We start from the raw sequence: 20928 nt of genomic DNA, 5'->3' as shown, positions 1-20928 counted from the left end.
ACCCCATCACTCGTACTGATAGCAGCTACAAGTGTTGAAGTGGCTACGGTATTCCGGGCGGGTGCCCTCAGCCGAGCGCCGGGACGACGCCAGCCTTCTGCAACCACCCGAGCCAGTCACCGTGGTGCCAGATCTCGATCGGCGTGCCGTCCCGCCAGGCGATGACGTGGCAGCCGGTGGCCTCCGTGGCCGCACCCGTCGGCGGCCCCGGCAGGAGCCCCGAGTCGCCGGTGAGCGTCCCGCGGCACGACCAGCGGTGAGCGCTGCGGTCGTTGGCGTCGAACGCGTCCTGGACCGTCAGCGAGAAGTCCGGGAAGGCGTCGTGGAAGGCGGACATGAACTGCTTCAGGCCGGCCCGGTCCATGTCGGGGAACGGGGCCAGGTGGTACACGACGTCGGCGGGCAGCAGCTCGTCGACGACGTCCACGTCGCCCGTCTCCCACACCTCGCCGAAGCGTTCGAACGTCTTGGCCGTGTCCGTCATGTCGCCCCTCCTGCCCGGTCACCTGGGCCGAGCAGCGTCCCACCGGCGCGGGACCGTCAGCGATACGCAGACCTACGTAGGGGCGCTCAGGTGGTACGGGGGCGGCTGCCGCCGCGGGGGCGCATGGTGACGCCGGCGTCCATCAGGAGCCGCCGGACGTGGCCGAAGCTCCGGCCGGTGTCCTGCGCGAGGCGCATGAGGCTCTCGCCGGCGGCGTAGCGCTCGACCAGGTACCTCGACAGCACCGCCCGCTCCGACCCGCGGAGCTGCTCACCCGTGTCCGGCACCCAGGTCCCCTTTCCTCGACTGCCGCGACCATAGGCAGGTTCAGGGACCTTCTCCGTGAACTGTCCGGGATTGAGACAGGCCACGTCCCGGCCCGTCGCGGTGCTCGGGCGCCGTGACCGCGACCAGGCCGGCCCCTAGAGCTCCGCCCGCACCAGCGCCGCCCCCTGCGCCATCGCCGCGAGCTTCGCCCGGGCGACGGGGCCGGTGAGGTGCCGGAGCCCGCAGTCGGGGTTGATCACGAGGCGGTCGGCGGGCACGAGGTCGAGGGCCCGGCGGATGCGGGTGGCGACGAGGTCGGGCGTCTCGACCTCGGCGCTCTTCACGTCGATGACGCCCAGCCCGATCGCGCGGTCCCAACCGAACTTCTCGATCACGGGCAGGTCGTCGTCGCCCTTGCGCGCGAACTCCAGGACGAGTTGGTCGACCCGGGCGTCGAGCACGGCCGGGAACAGGAAGTCGTAGTGCCCCTCCCACAGCGGGCGGGCGTAGCGGTTGCCGTAACAGACGTGCAGCGCCCAGCTCGCGTCCACGCCCTCGGTGACCACGTTGACGGCCTCGACGGCCCCGCGCACCTGGTCGGGGTAGCCCGCGAGGAAGGGCTCGTCGATCTGCAGGAGCTCCGCGCCCTGGGCGGCGAGGGCGCGGGCCTCGACGTTGAGCACCCGGGCGATCGCCAGCGCCAGCTCCTGGCGGTCGTCGTAGGCGAGGTTGCGGGCGCGCCGGGCGAGCGAGAACGCGCCGGTGAAGGAGAACTTCACGGGGGCCGCGGTCTGGGAACGGGTGAACGCGAGGTCGTCGGCGAGCCCGAGCACCGGCTCTGCGCGGTCGGTGTCGGTGTCGCCGAACTCGCGCGGGACCGTGATGTCGTAGTAGTCGGACGCGAAGTCCTTGACCGTCTCGGCGAGCTCGACCCCGGGCAGGCGGGCGAGGAGGTAGTCGATGTCGTTGTCCCGGCGCAGCTCGCCGTCGGAGACGATGTCGACGCCCGCGTTCTCCTGGTCACGCAGCGCGGCCTTGATCGCGGTCTCGTGGAGGTCGTCGAGCTGGGCGCGGCTCATGCGCCCGCGGTAGTAGTCGCTGGTCAGCCGCTCCATCCACTCCGGCACCGGATAGGAGCCGACGACGGTGGTCGGGAGCACGGGAAGTCCGGTCATCAGTCCATCACCTGCGCCGACATCGTCACGATGTTGCCGCCACGGCGGTGCGCGAACGGCGCGTACTGCACGTCGAAGCCCCGGCGGCGGGCGACGTGGGCGAGCAGCCGGCCGTTGACCCAGTTGACCACCGAGCCGTCGTACTTCCCGGGCCCGCGGAAGTGCGTGCGGTAGGCCTGGGTCTCGGTGACGAACAGGTCGTGGCACACCAGCTTCCCGTAGGGGTGCAGCAGCGGCAGGGTGTCGACGAAGCTCGCCAGCGCGCCGTTGCTGACGTGCATCCGCAGGTCGGCGCCCGACTCCAGCAGCGGGCGCAGCATCTCGCCGCTCACGCCCGGCGCCAGCGCGTAGAGGTCGAGCCCGCCGAGCGGGACGTAGCGCTCCTCGAGCCGGATCTCCGCCCACACGCGGCGCCAGAAGTCGACCGCTGCGGCGAGGTCCGGGACGTGCGCGGGAGCGGCGTCGACGAGCAGCTCGGGTCCGAGACGCAGCAGCTTGCGCACGAGGCCCGGGAGCTCGCGCGGCTCGGCGTGCACCTGTGCGGCGATCTCCGCGGCGGGCGCGGCCGGCAGGTGCGCGCGGGTCTGCACGCAGTAGGTACGGCCACCGAGCTGGGCGACCTCGTCGGTGGGCAGGTTGTCGTAGACGTTGGAGATGTAGACGAGGAAGACCTTGACCGTGAGGAAACCGAGCGAGGTCCGCGGCCGCGTGGCGTCGAGGACGAACGAGCTGACGTGGTCGCGGTGCTCGGCGACGGTCGCCCGCGCGAGGTCCAGGACGTGCTGCGAGTAGTCGCACATCAGGTAGTGCAGGCGCCGGTAGTAGCCGCGACCGTGGGCCCGGTCGCGGGCGCGGAACTCGTCGAGGAACACCCGAGCCTGGCTGCCGTTGCCGACGCCGAGCTCGACGACGTAGAGCTGGTCGGGCAACGCGCCGGACGCCAGGAGGCCGTCCCACACCTCGAACAGGTCGTCGATCAGTGCCCGGGCACCGTCGCGGTTGCGCGCATCGCTCTCCCCACCGGGCAGCGCTTGCTCGTAACCCTGACCCGTGGCCTCCTCCCACAGGCGCAGGTACGACCAGTACAGGGCGTTGAAGTCCCAGATGCAGCTCCTGCTGCCCGGCCCCCAGTCCTCGAGGTGCACGCGCGCTCCGGGGTCGGCGCCGAGCCGCGCCGCCGTCAGCTCCTTGAGCGCGACACCGCCGCTGCGCCGCAGGTCGACGGCCACCTCGAGGTCGTCGTCGCGCACGCTGATCGGCGTCGGGGTCGGGCCCAGCCCCGTCCCGTCGCACGACAGGATCGGCCGCACGTCGACCACGTCGCGGAAGCTCTGCTTGTACTGCACCCAGTCGCAGACCACCCGGACCCGGTCCAGGTCCGCGTCGTCCTCGCCGAGCGCCTCGAGCACCGGGGTGACCGCGGTGGTGAGGTCCACCGGCGTCGTGCCGCGCAGGCGCGCGTGGGGTCGGAGGTCCACCAGCATGGCGTCAGCCCTCTCCGGGAACGGCGGACAACGCGCGCGGCGGCGCATCGTGGGCGGGCCCGCGATCCGGGGAGAACCCGGCCGCGGCGAGGATGTCGGGGACGCCGCGCTCGTAGCCGAACGCCATGAGGTGCACGCCTGCGACGCCCGGGACCTCGCGGAGCGCGTCGATCGTCTCCACGCACACGCGGATGCCCTCGGCGGCCACGCGGTCGGACGGGACGCCGCGCAGCCGGCGTTCGAGGTGGTCGGGCACGTGGATGCCCGGGACCCCGGTGCGCAGGTACTCCAGCACGCGCAGGGACCGAACCGGGCCGACGCCGGCGAGCACCGCGCAACGCTCCGGGAGCCCGAGGTCCCGGACGTCGGCCATCCAGCGGGCGAACCCGTCGACGTCGAACACGTACTGGGTCTGGGCGAACTCCGCGCCGGCGGCGACCTTCTTCGCGAGCCGCCGCGCGCGGAACGAGGCCGGCGGCGCGAACGGGTTCTCCACCGACCCGATGAGCCAGCCGGGCCGCCCGGCGAGATCGCGCCCGGAGAGCAGCTCGCCCTCGTCGCGCAGCGTCCGGGCGGTCCACGTCAGCTGGACGCCGTCGAGGTCGAAGACGGGCATCGCGTCGGGGTGGTCGCCGTAGCGCGGGTGGTCGCCGGTGAGCAGCAGGACGTTCGGGATGCCGAGCGCGCCCGCGGAGAGCAGGTCGGACTGCAGCGCCATCCGGTTCCGGTCGCGGCAGGTCACCTGCATGATCGGCTCGACGCCGGCGCGCTGGACCAGGACGCTCGCGCCGAGGCTGCCCATGCGCACGTGCGCGCCCTGGTTGTCGGTGACGTTCGCGGCGTCCACCCAGCCCCGCAGCATCTCGGCCTTGGCGACGACGGCGCCGGCGTCGGCACCCCGGGGTGGCCCGATCTCGGCGGTGACGGCGAAGCGGCCGGCGGCGAGGGTCGCGCGCAGCCCGTTCCCAGGACTCGTACTCACCGCGGCGTCAGCCCGAGCTCGCGGCGCAGCAGCGGCCGGTCCTCGCCCGGCGCGGTCCACAGGTCGGCGTCGCGTCCCTGCCAGTAGCTGAGCCAGGAGCTCCGGCCCCACCGGCGGTGGTCGAGCGGTCGCTGCAGGCGGTCCAGGTCCTCGCCGTGGCCGGACGCCTCGGCGCGCTCGTAGGCCGTGACCCAGACGCAGGTCATCTCCGGGTGCACCTCGCAGCGCCCCTCCGGCGAGACGCCCCCGCACGGCCCGTTGCGCAGCTGCTTCGGGCAGGTCTGCGGGCACGCGTAGCCGGTGGCGGGCAGGGCGCACTGCCCGCACATCCGGCATCCGAAGAGGTGTTCCTTGCTGACCCGCTCGCCGCGGGTGAACGCCCGCTCGAGCCCCGGGTGGCGCTCGACGAACGACGCCAGCGCCCGGTAGGCGCCGTTGCGGGCGAGGAGGGCGTGGGCGGCGTAGCTCGCCCGCGCCGAGATCCGGGGGGTGCGCGGGCGGGGCCACGAGGTGTCCGGGACCGGGTCCACACGGGTCCTTCCTGACCACCGAAAGCCGAGGGTGTGACGCGCATCCCAGCCTGGCAGCCCGACGGCGCCGATCCCTCGGGGCCGACACCAAGGTTCGGACGCGCGACCTTGTGGTGTCCGACAAGGGAGCGGGCGCGGTTGGGCCTCCTGGAGCAGCACCGGGCCGGCGTCGACGTCCTACGGTCACGCCGTGGCGCGATCCGGGTCGGGCGAGTCGGTGCTCGAACGCGTCGTGCGCATCCTCGAGGCCTTCACCCCGCGGTCCCCGGTGCTGACCGTCGGGGAGGTCGCCCGCCGCGCCGACCTGCCGGTGGCGACGGCGTCGCGGCTGATCGCGGAGCTCGTCGGGCACGGCCTGCTCTCCCGCGACGAGGACCGCCGCGTGCGGGTCGGGACGCGGCTCTGGGAGCTGGGCTCGCGGGCCTCGCCGACGTCGTCGCTGCGCGAGCTCGCGATGCCGGTGCTCGAGGACCTGCTGCGGGCGGTCGGCCACCACGCGCAGCTCGGGGTGCTCGACGGCGAGGAGGTGCTGTTCGTCGAGCGGCTCTCCGCCGAGCACGCCGTCATCAACTACACCCGGATCGCGGCGCGGCTGCCGCTGCACGCGTCGTCGTCGGGCCTCGTGCTGCTCGCCTACGGCTCCGAGGTGCTCCAGGAGCGCATCCTCGCCGGGACGCTCGCGCGCTTCACGCCGATGACGATCACCGACCCCGGCGAGCTGCGGCGCCGCCTCGCGGACGTGCGCCGCCAGGGGTTCGTGCTCTGCCCCGGCTTCCTCCACGTCGACGCGACGGGCATCGCGGTGCCGGTGCGCGACGAGACCGGCCACGTCGCGGCGGCGGTGTCGGTGATCGTGCCCAACGACGAGCACGCCCGCGGGTACGTCCCGGTGCTCACGGCCGGGGCCCGGCAGATCGAGCGCCGGCTCACGCAGGACCACCCCCCCCCGTGAGCGAAGTTCCCGGCCATAGCCGGGAACTTCGCTCACGTAGGACGTCCCATTGAATGAGAAGGGCGTTCCGACCACGGCGGCGGCCTCGTCATCCTCGGCGCATGGACAGCACCGCCGTCGACCGGCTCGTCGTCACCGGGAAGTCGTCGGCCGCCGAGGGCGTCGCGGTCCTGGAGCTGGCGCGGCCGGACGGGCGCCGGCTGCCGGACTGGACGCCCGGCGCCCACATCGACGTGACGCTCGCGAACGGGGAGACCCGCCAGTACTCGCTCTGCGGGGACCGGTGGGACGCCCACCGCTACCGGGTCGCGGTGCTGCGCGAGGTCGACGGCCGGGGCGGGTCGGCCTACGTCCACGACGAGCTCGCGGCGGGCGACCCGGTGACGCTCGGCGGGCCGCGCAACAACTTCGCGATGGTGCCCTCGGCGCGCTACGTCTTCGTCGCCGGCGGCATCGGGATCACGCCGCTGCTGCCGATGATCAGGCAGGCCGAGCGGGTCGGCGCGGAGTGGACGCTGCTCTACGGCGGCCGCCGGCGCGCCTCGATGGCGTTCCTCGACGACCTCGCCCGGTACGGCGACCGGGTGCACGTGGTGCCCCAGGACGAGGCCGGGCTGCTGCCGCTGGCGTCCTGGCTCGGCGAGCCGCGCACCGACACCGTCGTCTACTGCTGCGGCCCGGCCCCGCTGCTCGCGGCCGTCGAGCAGACGGTCGCCACGGTCGGCTGGGCGCCCCACCGGCTGCGCACCGAGCGGTTCACCGCCACCGAGGTCGGCGCGCCCGTCCGGGACGCCCCGTTCACCGTGGAGCTCACCCGCACCGGCACGACCGTCACGGTCACCCCGCAGATCTCGGTGCTCGCGGCCGCCCGTGACGCCGGGGCGACGACCCTCTCGTCCTGCGAGAAGGGCACCTGCGGCACCTGCGAGACCACCGTGCTCGGCGGTGTGCCCGACCACCGCGACTCGATCCTCGCCGACCACGAGCGCGCGGCCGGGGACTGCATGTTCCCGTGCGTCTCCCGGTCCTGCACCGACCGTCTCGTCCTCGACCTCTGAGAGCGCCTCATGACGACCACCCCCGTGACCAGCACCGCCCTGCCCGCGGTCGCCGCCGTCGACCCGTTCTCCCCCGAAGTGCTCGCCGATCCGCTGCCGTTCCAGGCAGCGCTGCGCGACGCCGGGCCCGTCGTCCCGCTGACCCGCTACGACGACCTGTACGGCATGGGCCGCTACGCCGACGTGCACGCCGCGCTCGTCGACTGGCAGCGGTTCTGCTCGTCGGCCGGGGTCGGCCTGTCGAACTTCCGTCGCGAGGCGCCGTGGCGTCCGCCGTCGCTGCTGCTCGAGGCCGACCCGCCGCACCACGACGCGCCGCGCCGGGTGCTCGCGCCGATCCTCGGCCCGCGGGCGCTGCGCCGGCTGCGCGAGCGGTGGTTCGCCGTGGCCGAGGAGCACGTCGACGCCCTGCTCGCGGGCGCAGGCCCGGTCCTCGAGGTCGACGCCATGCCGGCGCTGGCCGAGGCGTTCCCGCTGCGCGTGTTCCCCGACGCCGTCGGCATCCCCCGCGAGGGCCGCGAGCACCTGCTGCCCTACGGCGACCACCTGTTCAACGCCTTCGGCCCGCCCAACGACCTCGTCGCGAAGGGCGCCCCGCACGTCGCGGAGCACGCCGGCTGGGTCAACGCCCAGTGCGCCCGCGAGGTGCTCTCCGACGACGGCTTCGGCGCGGAGATCTGGGCCGCCGCCGACCGCGGCGACATCACCCACGACCAGGCGCCGCTGGTGGTGCGCTCGCTGCTCTCGGCCGGCGTCGACACCACGGTCCACGGCCTCGGGGCCGTGCTGCGCGCGATGGCCACCCACCCCGGGGCCTGGGACCGGCTGCGCGCCGACCCGACGCTGTCGCGGGTGGCGTTCGAGGAGGCGATCCGCTGGGAGTCGCCGGTCCAGACGTTCTTCCGCACCGCCGAGGTCGACGTGCCGGTGGGCGACACCGTCGTCCCCGAGGGCGCCAAGATCCTGATGTTCCTCGGGTCCGCCAACCACGACCCCCGGCACTGGGACGACCCCGACGCCTTCGACCTCGACCGCGATCCCTCGGGCCACGTCGGCTTCGGGATGGGCCTGCACCAGTGCGTCGGCCAGCACGTCGCCCGCCTCGAGGCCGAGGCACTGCTGACCGCGCTGGCCGCTCGCGTGGCACGGATCGAGGTCGCGGCCGAGCCGACGCGCCACCTCAACAACACGATGCACGCCTTCGCGACCCAGCCGGTGCGCCTACACCTCGCCGGCCTGTGACCATTGACATGGCCGTACTGATTAGTAGGACTTCCGAGTAACCGCGGACCACCGGCACCGTGGAGTGCGGGCGTCGTCCACCACGGCGTGACCGCACCCTCGTGGAGGTCCCCCTCGTGCCGCCAGCCCCCATCGCCGCCCGTCCCGCCCCGGTCATGACCGGGGAACGACTGCTGGGACTCGGCGCGTACCGGCCGCGGCGCACGGTGGACAACGACGAGGTCTGCGCGCCGCTCGAGGACGTCGACCCCGACTGGGTGGTCGCGCGCTCGGGGATCCGGACGCGCCGGTTCGCCGGGGTCGACGAGACCGTCGTGGCCATGTCCACGGCCGCCGCCGGCGACGCCCTCACCGCGGCCGGCCTCACCGCCTCCGCCCTCGACGCCGTGCTCGTCGCGACGATGTCGCCCGACACCGCGTCCCCGCAGGTCTCCACCCGGGTCGCCGCCGAGCTCGGCACGACCGCGCCGGCCTTCGACCTCGGCGCCGCGTGCTCCGGGTTCTGCTACGGCCTCGAGGTGGCGGCCTCGCTCATCCGCGGCGGCACCGCCCGTTACGTGCTCGTCGTCGGCGTCGAGCGCATGAGCGACCTGCTCGACCCGCGCGACCGGGGTACCGCGTTCCTCTTCGGCGACGGGGCCGGGGCGGTCGTCGTCGGGCCCGCCGACGAGCCCGGCATCGGCCCCGTGGCCTGGGGCAGCGACGGCGGTCAGGCCGACCTCATCGTCCACTCCCCCACCTGGCAGGAGGCGGCGCGGGGCGCGGGGGACGGGGTGCCGGGCCTGCGCATGCAGGGGCCCGCGGTCTTCCGCTGGGCCAGCACCCAGATCGCGCCGCTCGCGGAGAAGGCCCTCGCGGCCGCCGGGGTGGGCGTCGACGACCTCGACGCCTTCGTGCCCCACCAGGCCAACAACCGGATCACCGACGGGATCGTGCGCGCCCTGGCCCTGCCCGACGGCGTCGCCGTGGCCCGCGACGTGGTCGACACCGGCAACACCTCGGCCGCCTCGGTGCCGCTCGCGATGCACGCGCTGCTGACGGGTGGCGAGGTCCGGGCCGGCGACCTCGCCCTGGTCTGCGGCTTCGGCGCAGGCCTGACCTACGCCGCCCAGGTGCTCACCCTGCCGCCGGTGGCCCCGTCGTCGGCGCCCCGGGAGGGCTGACCGGCAGGCTCGCCACCTCGTGGCGCCTCACGTGGCCTAGCGGTCGGGTAGGGCCTGCGTCGCCGCCACCGGGTCGTCGCCGGGACTCGCGGTCTGCCGCATGGCCGCCCGGAGCGCCACCCGGCGGAACACCTCGGGGTCCGAGGTCAGCGCCGCCACCCGCCGCCACCGGTCGAGCGTCGTGAAGAGCTCGACGAGGTCGCCGCTGGCCTTCGCGTCGTCCAGCGCCTGCGCGTAGGCCGCGTCGAACTCCGCCCGGTCCTCGGGCGCGAGCACGACGCGGATGGCCGCCGGCGACGCCCCCTTGGCCAGCGGGTGTCCGGGAACCGGCTGCTCGTCGACCGAGTACATCGCCTTCATCGATCCGACAGTAGCCGCCGCCGCCACCTCCGCGCCGCAACCGCATGTCGGATCTCGCGATGTCGAGGGGTGTCGGGGGGCCTCGCTAGCCTCCGACCGAGGTGATGGCGATGACGACGGTGCGCCGGTTGCGGACGGCGGCTCTCGGTCTGGTGCACGCCGAGGAGACGACCGACGACCAGGGACGGGCGACGTTCGCCGTCCACGGGCGGGTGTTCGCGGTGCTCGACGGGAGCCGCGTGCGCCTGCACCTGCCGGCCCCCGACGTCGCCGCGATCACCGCGGCCCACCCGGCCGCCGAGCCCGCACCCGACGGCGTGACGCTGGCCCTGGAGGGGATCGACGGGCAGCAGCTCAACCATTGGGTCCGCCGCGCCTGGGCGTTCCGGGCACCGCCGGAGCTCGCCGAGACCGCGGCCGCCGCGGCGACGGCACGCCCGGGTGAGGTGGGCGACCTGCCGCGGGCGATCGGGCGACCGGCCACCCGCGCGCTGGCCGACGCCGGCGTCACCACCCTCACGCAGGTCGCCGCCGTGCCGCGGGAGGAGCTGCTCGGCCTGCACGGTGTCGGACCCAAGGCCGTCCGGGTGCTGGACGAGGCGCTCGGCCGCGGTGAATCCTCGTGACGCCCCTCCCCCGCACCCTCCTGGAGCGATCACCGTGCGCGTGTCGACGCTGACCCGCTACCCCGTCAAGTCGATGCTCGGCCAGCCGCTCGAGGAGGCCCTGCTCGCCACCGCGGGGCTGCCGCTCGACCGCCGGTACGGGCTGCTCGACGCCACCACCGGGCTCGTCGCGACGGCGAAGCACCCGCGGCTGTGGCGCCGGCTGCTGCAGTACACGGCGTCGGTGGAGGACGACCGCGTGCGCGTCACCGCCCCCGACGGCCACACCCTCGACGTCGACGACCCGAGGCTGTCCGACGAGCTCGCGGCCGACCTGGGCCGCGTCGTCACGATCGCCGCGGCGCGGCCGGGCGGCGCGGAGGTGGAGCGGCCCGACCCGGAGGACGTGCTCGAGCACGGCGTCGAGCACGAGGTCGCGGCGCCCACGCTGGAGATCTCGATGGGCAGCGCCGCGGACACGTTCGTCGACTACGCGCCCGTCCACCTGATCACCACCGCGACCCTGGACCACCTGGGCATGGACGCGCAGCGGTACCGGCCGAACCTCGTCGTCGAGTCCGACACCGAGCCCTTCGCCGAGACCGACTGGGTGGGCCGGGAGCTCACCGCTGGTGAGGCGACGCTGCGCATCGTGCTACCGACGCCGCGCTGCTCGGTGCCGACGCTCGAGCACGGCGACCTGCCCCGGGCCCCCGAGGCGCTGCGCCCGCTGCTGTCCGGCAACCGCGTCGACGTCCCGGGGTTCGGGGTGCTGCCCTGCGCCGGCGTGTACGCGGAGGTGGTGCGCGGCGGCACCGTGCGGCGCGGGGACACGGTCGCGCTCGTCTAGGTTCTCCGATCGCGGGAGGCGCGATGACCATCGAGTTCGCCGACGGGCAGGTCATCACCATCGAGACCTCGGAGCCCGACTTCGTGTTCACCGCCGTCGTGCCGCCCCGGCACGCCGGCCCGCCCGCCCATCGGCACCGCCGCGAGCGCGAGGTGTTCACCGTCGAGTCCGGGCTGCTGATGGTCCGGCTCGGCCGCGAGCGGCACCTGGTGCAGCCCGGCGAGACCGTGAGCGTGCCGCCGGGGACGACGCACGCGTTCGCCAACCCCTTCGACGAGCCGGTCCGGTTGCGGACGGTCGAGACCCCGGCGGGCCCGCTGCAGGCGCAGCTGCGGGCGATGGCGGCCGCGACGGGCGCGCCGCCGCTGCGCGAGCTGGCCCGGATCAACGCCGAGCACGACTGGTCGTTCACCGTGGCCGGGCTCCCCGACGGCCCGCAACGGGTGCTCTGGCGGCTGCTCGCGTGGACCCCGTCCCGGTGACGGCGATCCGCGTCGCCACCTGGAACCTCTGGTGGCGCTTCGGCGACCCCGAGCGCCGCCGCCCCGCGATCACGGCCGTGCTGCGGGAGCTGGACGCCGACGTGGTCGGGCTGCAGGAGGTGTGGTCGCTCGAGGGGGACGACCTGGCGGGCGGGCTCGCCGCCGAGCTCGACCGGCACGTCGCCTTCGCGCCGGTCCCCGACGCCTCGCCCTGGACCGACCGGCTCGGCGACGCCCGCTACGGCCTCGGCAACGCCGTGCTCAGCCGCTGGCCGCTGCGCGACGTGCACACCGAGGTCCTGCCGGCAGGCGGGCAGGCGCAGGTGCTGCTCAGCGTCGTCGCGGACACCCCGGCCGGCTCCCTGCGGTGCGTGACGACCCACCTCACGCCGTCGCTCACCGCGTCGGCCCAGCGGGTCGAGCAGGTCCGGGCCGTCGCGCGGCACGTGGCGACGGCGGACGCGACCGACCTGGCGCCCGTGGTCGTCGGCGACTTCAACGCGGAGCCGGCGTCGGACGAGATGCGCCTGCTCGAGGGACACCTGACCGCGCCGGCGGAGCCTGGACTCCTCCTCGCCGACACCTGGCGCTGGGCCACCGGCAGCGACCGGTGGGACGGGGCCACCTGGCGCCCCGACAACCCGGCCGTCGCCGCCCGCGGCGAGCCGCCCTCGCGCGTCGACCACGTCCTTCTCGGGCTCGGGCGGGGCCGCGTGCCGATTCGGGTCGAACGCGTCGGGCTGTTCGGCACAGGGCCGTGGCACGAGGTGTGGCCCTCCGACCACGCCGGGGTGGTCGTCGATCTGCAGGCCGGGAACCGGGGGTAGGAACTGGTCGGGCCACCCGGATCGGGGGAGGGACCCGACGTGTGGCGCCGGATCGGGCCGGAGAACCATGGGCGCATGGCCGCGGACGATCCCGTCGAGCAACCGGCGGGCACCCCCGACGACGTCGTCGCCGCCTTCGAGGACATCCCCGCCGTGCTGTGGGCGTTCGAGGGCCCCGAGCACCGCGTCGTCGCCGCGAACCGCCTCGCCCGCGCGAGCATGGGCTTCCGCCCCGGGATCGTCGGGCGGCCGATCCGCGAGGTCGCGCCGGAGCTCGACGGCCAGCAGGTGTTCGAGACCCTCGACGAGGTCTGGGCACGCGGCGAGCCGGTGATCGGCGACGAGCGGCGCATCCTCGTCGACCGCGACGGCGACGGCCGCCTCGAGGAGGACTGGTACTCGTACACGTTCGTCCCCACCCACCACCCGGACGGGTCGATGCGGGGCATGACGGTGCACATCGCGCGGGTCACCGACGAGGTGCTGCGCCGGCGGCAGGCCGAGCTCTCGGCCGCGGAGTCCGAGCAGCGCCGGCAGGCCGCGCAGGACGTCGTGCTGACCCTGCAGCGCTCGCTGCTGCCGGCCGGGCTGCCCGTGCTGCCGCAGGTCCGCCTGGCGGCGCGGTACGTGGTGGCCGGGCGGGAGCTCGCCGCGGGCGGCGACTGGTTCGACGCGGTGCCGCTGTCCGACGGGCGGGTGGCGGTCGTGGTCGGCGACGTCGTCGGCCACGGCGCCGCGGCGTCGGCGGCCATGGGCCGGCTGCGGGCCGTCGGGGCGAACGCGCTGGCCGGGGGCCGGGACGTCCTGGGCACCCTCGCCGAGCTCGACCGGTTCGCGGGCCGCGAGCGCGCCACCCGCGCGACCACCGTGTGCGTCGCCGTCCTCGACCCGCGCACCGGGGACCTCGAGGTGGCCGCCGCCGCGCACCCGCCACCGCTGGTGGTCCGCGCGGACGGCACCCCGCGCTGGGTCGAGGTGGCCGCCGGGGCACCGCTCGGGACCGGTGCCGGGGCACCGCGGGTGACGTCCGACCGGCTCGGGCCCGACGACGTCCTCGTCCTCTACACCGACGGCCTCGTCGAGCGGCCGGGGCGCACGCTCGACGACAGCCTCGAGGCCCTCGCCCGCACCGCGGTGGCGGCCGGCCACGAGGCCGTCGAGGACGACGCGACCGTGCCCACCGCGCAGGTCGACCGGATCGCCGCGCTCACCGTCGAGCGGATGGGCTGGACCGGCGGCGGCCACACCGACGACGCCACCCTGCTCGCCGTGCAGCGCACGGCCGAACCGCTGGCCCCGCTCACGCTCGAGGTCGCCCCCGACCCCCGTCGCCTCGGACGGATGCGCCGCGCGGTGGGGGCCTGGCTCGAGCACGCCGGCGTCGGCGAGGACGACGCGATGGCGCTGGTCCACGCGGTGGGCGAGGCCGTCACCAACGCCATCGAGCACGCCTACCCGGAGCCGCCCGCCGACGGCGTGGGCGCCCGCGTCCGGGCGGTGCTCGACGACGAGGGCCGGATGCACGTGACGGTGGCCGATACGGGGCGCTGGCTCCCGGCGCCCGACGACCCGGGCGGTCGCGGGCGCGGCCTGATGATGATGCGGGGGCTCGTCGAGCACGTGGACGTCGCGGCCGGACCCACCGGCACGACGGTGACGATGGTGGCGCCGGTGCACCGCGAGGTCTCCGTGGGCAGCTACGACGACGAGGCCGCGGTCTCGGGCCTGCGCGGCGTCGACCGCGAGCTCACCACCACGGAGCCGGAGCCCGGCGTGCTCGCCGTGGCCGGGCCGATCGACACCGGGACCGTGGAGCGCTTCCGCCACGGGCTGCTCGCCACCGCCCGCGGCGGCGCCCGCGGGCTCACCGTCGACCTCGACGCCGTCACCGTGTTCTCCAGCTCCGCCGTACAGGCGGTCCACGAGCTCCGCGGGGCGCTCCCGGGCCTGCGACTGCGCGCGGGTCGGGGCAGCGTGGCCGGTCGGGTCCTCGACCTCACCGGCCTCTCCGACCTGATCGACGAGGTGCCCGACGGCGCCGCGATGGCCTGACGGCCGCCCGGCACCCACCTGGCACCTGCGTGACACGGACGGGAGCGCGGCGGACAGCGAGCCCTCGTCGGTGGCGCGCCCGCCTCGTGTGACGATGGTCGGCCTGTCCTGCTGGACGCGGTGGAGAAGGAGTGCGTGTGGACGCCCGGGCCGACGATGCGGACGATCCGTCGACCGACGACGAGGTGGTCCACGAACCCGGTGAGATCACGTACGCGGAGCACCTCCACCCCGCGCGCCCACGGGCGCTGCGTCACCGGGCCCGGGTCCGCTCTCCCTTCGAGCGCCGGTCCAGCGCGCGCGACGGCGAGCCGGTGGGCACCAACCCGACGTACGTCTCGTGGCTGCTCTCGGAGTCGATGCTGGCCGACGCCAACACGATCGCCCGCCAGTTCTCCGGCCAGGGCTCGATGTGGCAGAACCCCTACGCCGACCCCGACCCGCGCCTGGCCGTCGACACCGCGTCGGTGTGGTTCACCGCGTACCCGCTGTCGCTGATCACCCGCCCCGGTCAGTCGTTCCTCGCCGCGCTCGGCGAGGAGGAGCTCTGGTCGTCGTTCGCCGACATCGGCATCGAGGCCGTGCACACCGGCCCCGTCAAGCGCGCGGGCGGCATCTCCGGCTGGGGGCACACGCCCAGCGTCGACGGGCACTTCGACCGCATCTCCACGGTCATCGACCCCGCGTTCGGCTCCGAGCAGGAGTTCCGGGCGATGTGCGGGATGGCGACGTTCTACGGCGGCACGATCATCGACGACGTCGTGCCCGGCCACACCGGCAAGGGCGCGGACTTCCGGCTCGCCGAGATGGGCTTCGCCGACTACCCGGGCATCTACCACATGGTCGAGATCGAGCCCGACGACTGGCACTACCTTCCCGACGTCCCGGCCGGCCGCGACTCGATCAACCTCGACGCCGCCACCGAGGAGCGCCTGGAGAAGGCCGGCTACATCATCGGGCGCCTGCAGCGCGTCATCTTCCACGCGCCCGGGGTCAAGGAGACCAACTGGAGCGCGACGGCTGCGGTGGCCGGCGTCGACGGCATCGAGCGCCGCTGGGTGTACCTGCACTACTTCAAGGAGGGCCAGCCCTCGATCAACTGGCTCGACCCGTCGTTCGCGGGCATGCGCCTGACGATCGGCGACGCGCTGCACTCCCTGGCCGACCTCGGGTCGGGGGCCCTGCGCCTCGACGCCAACGGGTTCCTCGGCATCGAGAAGAGCGCGGCGGAGGGCCCGGCCTGGTCGGAGGGCCACCCGCTGTCCGAGGCCGCCAACCACCTCATCGCCAGCATGGTCCGCAAGGTCGGCGGGTTCACCTTCCAGGAGCTGAACCTGACGATGGACGACATCCGCGAGGTCGGCGAGGCCGGCGCGGACCTGTCCTACGACTTCGTCACCCGGCCCGCCTACCACCACGCGCTGGCCACCGGCGACACCGACTTCCTGCGGCTGTGCCTGCGCACGAGCCTGGAGACGGGCATCGACCCGGCCTCGCTCGTGCACGCCCTGCAGAACCACGACGAGATGACCTACGAGCTGGTCCACTGGTCCACCGGGCACCGCGACGACGTCTTCACCTTCCGCGGCGAGCCCGCCACCGGCGCCGAGATCGGCGACACGGTGCGCCGCGAGCTCGCGTCCGCGCTCGCCGGCGAGAACGCTCCCTACAACCTGGTGTTCACCACCAACGGGATCGCCTCCACCTCGGCCACGGTGATCGCCGCCGCCCTCGGCATCCGGCGCCTCGACGACATCACCGACGCCGACGTCGTCGACATCCGCCGCGTGCACCTGCTGCTCGCGATGTACAACGCGATGCAGCCCGGCGTCTTCGCCCTCTCCGGCTGGGACCTCTGCGGCATGCTCACGCTGCCGCCCGAGCAGGTCTCCGACCTGCTCGCCGAGGGCGACACCCGCTGGATCCACCGGGCCGCGCACGACCTCATGGGCCACAACCCCGACGCGACCCGCTCCGCCGAGGGCATGCCGCGCGGGCGCAGCCTCTACGGCTCGGTGCCCGACCAGCTCGCCGACGAGGCGAGCTTCCTGCGCCAGCTCCAGGCGATCCTCGGGGTGCGCAAGCACTACGGCATCGCCACCAGCCGTCAGGTGGACGTCCCCGACGTCAGCCATCGCAGCGTCCTCGTGCTGGTGCACGCCCTCGACGCCGGAGAGCACCCCCGCCACGCGCTCACGATCCTGAACTTCGGCGCCGAGCCCGTGCCCGCCACCGTGCGCTCGACGGTGCTGCCTCCCGGCGGCACCGTGATCGACATGTTCACGCAGGAGGCCGTGGGCGTCGTCGACGACCTGCACGCGGTGGTGATCGACCTCAACCCCCACCAGGGTGTCGCGATGCTGGTGCAGCCGCCGCCCGCTACTTGATCTTCTTCAGAGTGAGGTGCGAGTCGATCCGCGCCAGTCCGGGAGTGCGGGCGAGGCGGTCGACCACGAACGCCTCGTAGGACTCGAGGTCGCGGGTGGCGACGCGCACGAAGTAGTCGGGCAGGCCGAACATGCGGCGGAGCTCGACCACCTCGTCGAACGCCGACACCTCCTCCTCGAAGGCGAGGAAGTCGTCGCGGTGCTTGCTGACGAGGTCGATGTTGACGAGCACCTCGAACCCGCGGCCCTCGACCACGGGGTCGATCTCGGTGCGGTAGCCGATGATGATGCCGTCGTCCTCGAGCCGCCGCACCCGGCGCAGGCACGGCGCCGGCGTGAGCCCGACGCGTTCGGCCAGGTCGACGTTCGGGATACGGCCGTCCCGGCGCAGCTCGTCGAGGATTGCGCGATCGATCTCGTCCACGCACTGATGATGCCGGGGTTGCGACGAGTGCGCATCCACTTCGCCATCGGGTGGCGCGGCATTCGTCCTAACGTTGCCCCATGAGACAGGTCGACCTCCGGGACGCGCTGCGGGACGTCGCCGCTGTGGGCCCGGGCATGGGCGTGCTGGGCACGAGCTTCGGGCTGCTCGTCGTCGGCTCGGGACTCGACTGGTGGTGGGCGCCGGTCTTCAGCGTGGTGGTGTTCGCCGGCTCGCTGGAGTTCCTGCTGGTCGCCCTCGCGGTGGCCGGCACCCCGCTGGCCGCGATCGCCCTCACGACGTTGCTGGTCAACGGGCGGCACGCCTTCTACGGCCTGTCGTTCCCGCTGCACCGGATCCGCAGCCGGACGGGCCGCGTCTACGGCGTCCTCGCGCTCACCGACGAGGCGTACGCGATCTACACGGCCCCTCCCGCCACCTCGCTGTCGGGACCGCGGATCCTGACCGGCCAGGCGCTGATGCAGGCGTGCTGGGTGGGGGGCGGCACGGTCGGCGCCCTGGCCGGCAGCGGGTTCGGCCTGCACCTGCCCGCGCTCGAGTTCGTCTTCACCGCGCTGTTCGTCGTGCTCGCCACCGAGGCCACCGTCGCCGGGCGCGAGGCCACCGGGCCCCTGCTCGCCGTGGCGTGCGCGTTGGTCGCCCAGCTCGTGGCGCCCGGCGAGATGCTGCTGGTCGCGATGGGGCTCTTCGTGGCGTTGCTGCTGGTCCGGCACCGGTTCTCGGCCGCGCGCGAAGCCGCTCGTGCCTGACACCGGCGACCCGGGCACGGGCCACCTCGTCGCGGTCGTCGCGGTCGCGGCCGCGATCACCGTCGCGCTGCGCGCCGCGCCGTTCGCGATGTCGGCGACGCTGCGCTCCTCGGCCCTGGTCGCGGACCTCGCCCGCCACCTACCCGCCGGGATCATGATCATCCTGGTGGTGCACCTGCTGAGCGACGTCCCCCTCGACAGCGCGCTGGTGGGGGTGCGCGAGCTCGTGCCGGTCGCGGTCACCGTCGCCGTCCACCTCTGGCGCCGGAACGCCCTGCTCAGCATGGCGACGGGCACCGCCTCCTACGCGGTGGCGCTGGCGCTCGTCCCGGGCTGACCGTGCCTCAGGGCAGGGCGACCTCGCGGCCGTCGACGACGAACCGCCCGCCCGGGCGCAGCGCCGCCGCGACCGCGGCGAGGGCCCGGCCGTGGTGCGCGGGGTGCCGGCCGTCGAGCACGCCGACCCGCACCGCGAAGGCGAGGTCGAACGGCTCCTCGCCGTCCTCCAGCACCAGGTCCTCCACCGCGACCTGCCGCACACCCATCCGGCCGGCGGCGATCTCGGCCGCGGCGCCCTCGCGGGCCTGACGGACCGCGGTGGCGGACCGGTCGGTCGCCAGGACGAAACCGGGGTCGACCTCGCGGTCGACCCGGGCGGCGACGGCGCGGGCGGCGGCGCCGGGCCCGCACCCGATCTCCAGCACCCGCATCCCCGGCGCGAGCGGCAGCGCGTCCACGACCGCCGCGAGCCGGGGGGACAGTCCGGTCCGCACGCGGTGACGGTAGCGCCGACGACACCTCGCCGGTGCCATGCTGTCGACCATGACCGAGCCGGTCCCGAACCCCTCGCCCCGCATCGGCACGGCCGAGCGCGAGGCCGCCATGGCGGATCTCGGCACGCACCTGGAAGCGGGGCGACTCGACCCCGAGGAGTACGGCGAGCGCAGCGCGAAGGTCACCGAGGCTCGCACCGCGGCCGACCTGGAGCCCCTCTTCGCCGACCTGCCCGAGCCCCGCCCGCACGGAGGGCCGGGCGCGGTGGCGGCCCCGGGGACGGGCACCCCGCCGGCGAACCGGCCCGGGGGCCCGAGCGCCCTCGCCCGGTGGGGACCGGCCGTGAGCGGGGCGCTGCCGATCATCGCGTTGATCCTCTTCTTCACCGTGCCGATCGCGAACTCCTGGGTGTTCTTCCTGCTCATCCCCCTCGGGGGCGCACTCTTCGCCCAGAGCCGCCGTGCCGACGACGGGCGTGGCGACCGGGACGGGTGACCGTGACGACCTGGGTGAGCTGGTCGGGCGGCAAGGACGGCGCTCTCGCGCTCGCCGTGACCCGCGAGCGCGGCCCTATCGCCGGGCTCCACACCACCGTCCTCGCGGGCGGCGAGGTCGCCGCGAGCTACGTCCCGCGGGCGCTCGTCGAGGCGCAGGCGGCGGCGCTCGGGCTGCCCCTGGAGACCGTCGAGCCGCCCTCGCCGTGCCCGGACGAGGCCTACGAGGAGCGCACCGGTGCGTCGTGGGCGGCGCTGCGACGCCGGGGCGCGAGCGAGGTCGTGTACGGCGACCTGTTCCTCGCCGACATCCGCGCCTTCCGCGAGCGGGCCCTCGCCGGGACCGAGCTCACCGCGCGCTTCCCGCTCTGGGAGCGCGCGACGGACGGGCTCGCCCGCGAGATGCTCGACCGCGGGGTGCGCGCGGTCGTGGTCTGTGTCGACCCCAACCGGGTGCCCGCGGAGCTCGCCGGGCGGACGTGGGACGCCGACCTGCTGCGCGCGCTGCCCGAGGACGTCGACCCGTGCGGCGAGAACGGGGAGTTCCACACCCTCGTCACCGACGGACCGGGCTTCGCGCACCCCGTCCCCGTATCCGTCACCGGCACCGCCCTGCGCGACGGGTTCGTGACCGCGGTGCTCCGGACCTGACAGGCTCCCCGCATGGCAGCGCGCTTGCGGGAGATCACCGACGGAGTGCACCTCGGCGCCCTGGCCCCCGCGGAGCTCCTGCAGACGGTCCTGCTCGAGGGTCCGGACGGCGACGTCGTCGTCGACGCCGGGTTCCCCTGGTCGGCGCGCCGGCTCGCCGCCCTGCTGCGCGGTCGTCACATCGTCGAGCACGCCGTCACCCACGCGCACGGCGACCACGTCGGCGCGAGCGCCTGGCTGTGCCGCCAGACCGGCGCGCCGCTCGCGATGGGTGCCGCCGACGCCCCGCTCTTCGAGAGCGGCCGCATCGACACGCACTCCGGGGCGGCCGGGCGCCTCGTGCTCGGTGGGCTGGCCCGGGAACGACGGCCGGTCGACCGCCGGCTGGTCGAGGGCGACCGCGTCGCGGGCTTCGAGGTGCTCGCCGTGCCGGGCCACAGCCCCGGCACCCTCGCGCTGTGGCGGGCCGCGGACGGCGTCCTCGTCGTCGGCGACGGCCCGGTGAACGTGTCCTCGGACCCGACCTCGCCGCGCTGGCTGCCGCTCCCCCGTGGCCTCCACGACGACCCGGCGGTCGCGGACGCCTCGCGTCGCCGGCTCGCCGCGTTGCGCCCGGCGCTCGTGGTGGCCCTGCACGGGCGGCCGGTGGCGTCCCCCGACGCCTGGGCCCGCGCGGTCGGCGCCTGACCCTCCCGGATCACCCCCGTTCGGGCGTAGCGTCGCACGATGGCCAAGGGGAAGAAGAAGCAGCAGACCAACGGCGTCGCGGTGGAGGACGTCGTGTCGGAGGCCCTGACCGCACCCGAGGCCCCGGTGGTGGCCACGACGACGGACGCCCCGGAACCGCCGGACACCCCGGAACCGCCGGACCCCCCGGACCCCCCCAAGCCCCCGAAGCCCCCGAAGCCCCCGAAG

25 protein-coding genes are annotated in these 20928 nt (G+C 74.8%); 16 read left to right on the top strand and 9 right to left on the bottom strand.

The features are described 5' to 3' along the window. Positions 1 to 67: 67 nt before the first annotated feature. From PH191_RS29015 to PH191_RS28990, 6 genes are all read right to left on the bottom strand, one after another. Positions 68 to 484: an ester cyclase gene (locus PH191_RS29015; protein ID WP_274198105.1), complete on the bottom strand. Its 417-nt coding sequence runs from the start codon at positions 482 to 484 to the stop codon at positions 68 to 70. 86 nt (positions 485 to 570) lie between these two features. Further along, on the bottom strand, positions 571 to 771 hold the full coding sequence (locus PH191_RS29010; RefSeq protein WP_274191466.1) for a helix-turn-helix domain-containing protein: 201 nt from the start codon (positions 769 to 771) through the stop codon (positions 571 to 573). A gap of 135 nt (positions 772 to 906) precedes the next feature. After that, positions 907 to 1926 carry a uroporphyrinogen decarboxylase/cobalamine-independent methonine synthase family protein gene (locus PH191_RS29005; RefSeq protein WP_274198104.1) on the bottom strand — a complete coding sequence of 340 codons (1020 nt, stop codon included), beginning with the start codon at positions 1924 to 1926 and terminating at the stop codon, positions 907 to 909. Further along, on the bottom strand, positions 1926 to 3410 hold the full coding sequence (locus PH191_RS29000; RefSeq protein WP_274198103.1) for a hypothetical protein: 1485 nt from the start codon (positions 3408 to 3410) through the stop codon (positions 1926 to 1928). The genes PH191_RS29005 and PH191_RS29000 overlap by 1 nt, the downstream gene beginning before the upstream one ends. Before the next feature lie 4 nt (positions 3411 to 3414). Next, positions 3415 to 4392 carry a methylenetetrahydrofolate reductase gene (locus PH191_RS28995; protein ID WP_274198102.1) on the bottom strand — a complete coding sequence of 326 codons (978 nt, stop codon included), beginning with the start codon at positions 4390 to 4392 and terminating at the stop codon, positions 3415 to 3417. Next, a complete protein-coding gene (locus tag PH191_RS28990) occupies positions 4389 to 4922 on the bottom strand; it encodes a methylenetetrahydrofolate reductase C-terminal domain-containing protein (protein WP_274198101.1) in 534 nt (177 codons plus the stop codon). The genes PH191_RS28995 and PH191_RS28990 overlap by 4 nt, the downstream gene beginning before the upstream one ends. Positions 4923 to 5112: 190 nt before the next feature. Between PH191_RS28990 and PH191_RS28985 the strand changes: the two genes are divergently transcribed. The 4 genes from PH191_RS28985 (at position 5113) to PH191_RS28970 (ending at position 9337) form a co-directional block, all read left to right on the top strand. Beyond that, complete coding sequence (locus PH191_RS28985) at positions 5113 to 5874, top strand: IclR family transcriptional regulator (protein WP_274198100.1); 762 nt, start codon at positions 5113 to 5115, stop codon at positions 5872 to 5874. Between the two features lie 101 nt (positions 5875 to 5975). After that, positions 5976 to 6932 carry a PDR/VanB family oxidoreductase gene (locus PH191_RS28980; RefSeq protein ID WP_274198099.1) on the top strand — a complete coding sequence of 319 codons (957 nt, stop codon included), beginning with the start codon at positions 5976 to 5978 and terminating at the stop codon, positions 6930 to 6932. Between the two features lie 9 nt (positions 6933 to 6941). After that, entirely contained in the window at positions 6942 to 8174 is a 1233-nt protein-coding gene (locus PH191_RS28975; protein WP_274198098.1) for a cytochrome P450, read from the top strand. 116 nt (positions 8175 to 8290) lie between these two features. Then, complete coding sequence (locus PH191_RS28970; RefSeq protein ID WP_274198097.1) at positions 8291 to 9337, top strand: beta-ketoacyl-ACP synthase III; 1047 nt, start codon at positions 8291 to 8293, stop codon at positions 9335 to 9337. Positions 9338 to 9373: 36 nt separating this feature from the next. Here PH191_RS28970 and PH191_RS28965 read toward each other — a convergent pair whose 3' ends face one another. After that, complete coding sequence (locus tag PH191_RS28965; RefSeq protein WP_274198096.1) at positions 9374 to 9697, bottom strand: DUF6247 family protein; 324 nt, start codon at positions 9695 to 9697, stop codon at positions 9374 to 9376. A 110-nt stretch (positions 9698 to 9807) separates the two neighbouring features. On the opposite strand from PH191_RS28965, the gene PH191_RS28960 reads away from it, so the two are divergent. The 6 genes from PH191_RS28960 to treS all read left to right on the top strand — a co-directional run bounded on the left by PH191_RS28960 (position 9808) and on the right by treS (position 16900). Further along, positions 9808 to 10323 carry a helix-hairpin-helix domain-containing protein gene (locus PH191_RS28960; protein WP_274198095.1) on the top strand — a complete coding sequence of 172 codons (516 nt, stop codon included), beginning with the start codon at positions 9808 to 9810 and terminating at the stop codon, positions 10321 to 10323. A gap of 40 nt (positions 10324 to 10363) precedes the next feature. Continuing rightward, entirely contained in the window at positions 10364 to 11152 is a 789-nt protein-coding gene (locus tag PH191_RS28955; RefSeq protein ID WP_274198094.1) for an MOSC domain-containing protein, read from the top strand. A gap of 23 nt (positions 11153 to 11175) precedes the next feature. After that, the gene (locus PH191_RS28950) at positions 11176 to 11634 is read left to right on the top strand and encodes a cupin domain-containing protein (protein WP_274198093.1); all 459 of its coding nucleotides are present in this window, start codon (positions 11176 to 11178) and stop codon (positions 11632 to 11634) included. Beyond that, the gene (locus PH191_RS28945; protein WP_274198092.1) at positions 11616 to 12461 is read left to right on the top strand and encodes an endonuclease/exonuclease/phosphatase family protein; all 846 of its coding nucleotides are present in this window, start codon (positions 11616 to 11618) and stop codon (positions 12459 to 12461) included. The genes PH191_RS28950 and PH191_RS28945 overlap by 19 nt, the downstream gene beginning before the upstream one ends. Positions 12462 to 12536: 75 nt before the next feature. Next, entirely contained in the window at positions 12537 to 14513 is a 1977-nt protein-coding gene (locus PH191_RS28940) for a SpoIIE family protein phosphatase (RefSeq protein ID WP_274198091.1), read from the top strand. A 137-nt stretch (positions 14514 to 14650) separates the two neighbouring features. After that, on the top strand, positions 14651 to 16900 hold the full coding sequence (gene treS / locus PH191_RS28935) for a maltose alpha-D-glucosyltransferase (protein WP_274198090.1): 2250 nt from the start codon (positions 14651 to 14653) through the stop codon (positions 16898 to 16900). Here treS and PH191_RS28930 read toward each other — a convergent pair. Next, the gene (locus tag PH191_RS28930; protein ID WP_274198089.1) at positions 16893 to 17324 is read right to left on the bottom strand and encodes an Lrp/AsnC family transcriptional regulator; all 432 of its coding nucleotides are present in this window, start codon (positions 17322 to 17324) and stop codon (positions 16893 to 16895) included. The genes treS and PH191_RS28930 overlap by 8 nt on opposite strands. 80 nt (positions 17325 to 17404) lie before the next feature. On the opposite strand from PH191_RS28930, the gene PH191_RS28925 reads away from it, so the two are divergent. Both PH191_RS28925 and PH191_RS28920 read left to right on the top strand, forming a co-directional pair. Continuing rightward, positions 17405 to 18094 (top strand): AzlC family ABC transporter permease, encoded by a 690-nt coding sequence (locus PH191_RS28925; RefSeq protein ID WP_274198088.1) that lies wholly within the window; start codon positions 17405 to 17407, stop codon positions 18092 to 18094. Beyond that, the gene (locus PH191_RS28920; RefSeq protein ID WP_274198087.1) at positions 18087 to 18431 is read left to right on the top strand and encodes a branched-chain amino acid transporter permease; all 345 of its coding nucleotides are present in this window, start codon (positions 18087 to 18089) and stop codon (positions 18429 to 18431) included. The genes PH191_RS28925 and PH191_RS28920 overlap by 8 nt, the downstream gene beginning before the upstream one ends. Positions 18432 to 18438: 7 nt before the next feature. On the opposite strand, the gene PH191_RS28915 is transcribed toward PH191_RS28920, so the two are convergent. Beyond that, on the bottom strand, positions 18439 to 18867 hold the full coding sequence (locus PH191_RS28915) for a methyltransferase domain-containing protein (protein WP_274198086.1): 429 nt from the start codon (positions 18865 to 18867) through the stop codon (positions 18439 to 18441). Between the two features lie 49 nt (positions 18868 to 18916). Here PH191_RS28915 and PH191_RS28910 point away from each other — a divergent pair, with 49 nt between their 5' ends. The 4 genes from PH191_RS28910 to PH191_RS28895 all read left to right on the top strand — a co-directional run. Further along, positions 18917 to 19363, top strand: coding sequence for a DUF1707 SHOCT-like domain-containing protein (locus tag PH191_RS28910; protein WP_274198085.1), 447 nt, complete (start codon positions 18917 to 18919; stop codon positions 19361 to 19363). Between the two features lie 2 nt (positions 19364 to 19365). After that, complete coding sequence (locus tag PH191_RS28905) at positions 19366 to 20013, top strand: Dph6-related ATP pyrophosphatase (RefSeq protein WP_274198084.1); 648 nt, start codon at positions 19366 to 19368, stop codon at positions 20011 to 20013. A 12-nt stretch (positions 20014 to 20025) separates the two neighbouring features. After that, complete coding sequence (locus tag PH191_RS28900) at positions 20026 to 20700, top strand: MBL fold metallo-hydrolase (RefSeq protein WP_274198083.1); 675 nt, start codon at positions 20026 to 20028, stop codon at positions 20698 to 20700. A gap of 39 nt (positions 20701 to 20739) precedes the next feature. Further along, positions 20740 to 20928: hypothetical protein (locus PH191_RS28895; protein WP_274198082.1), on the top strand; the 189-nt coding region annotated here is incomplete at its 3' end.

This window comes from Actinomycetospora callitridis, from assembly GCF_028737265.1.
GTDB lineage: Bacteria > Actinomycetota > Actinomycetes > Mycobacteriales > Pseudonocardiaceae > Actinomycetospora > Actinomycetospora callitridis.
Note: the sequence above shows the minus strand (reverse complement) of the source record. Positions and strands in the feature narration are given on the sequence as shown.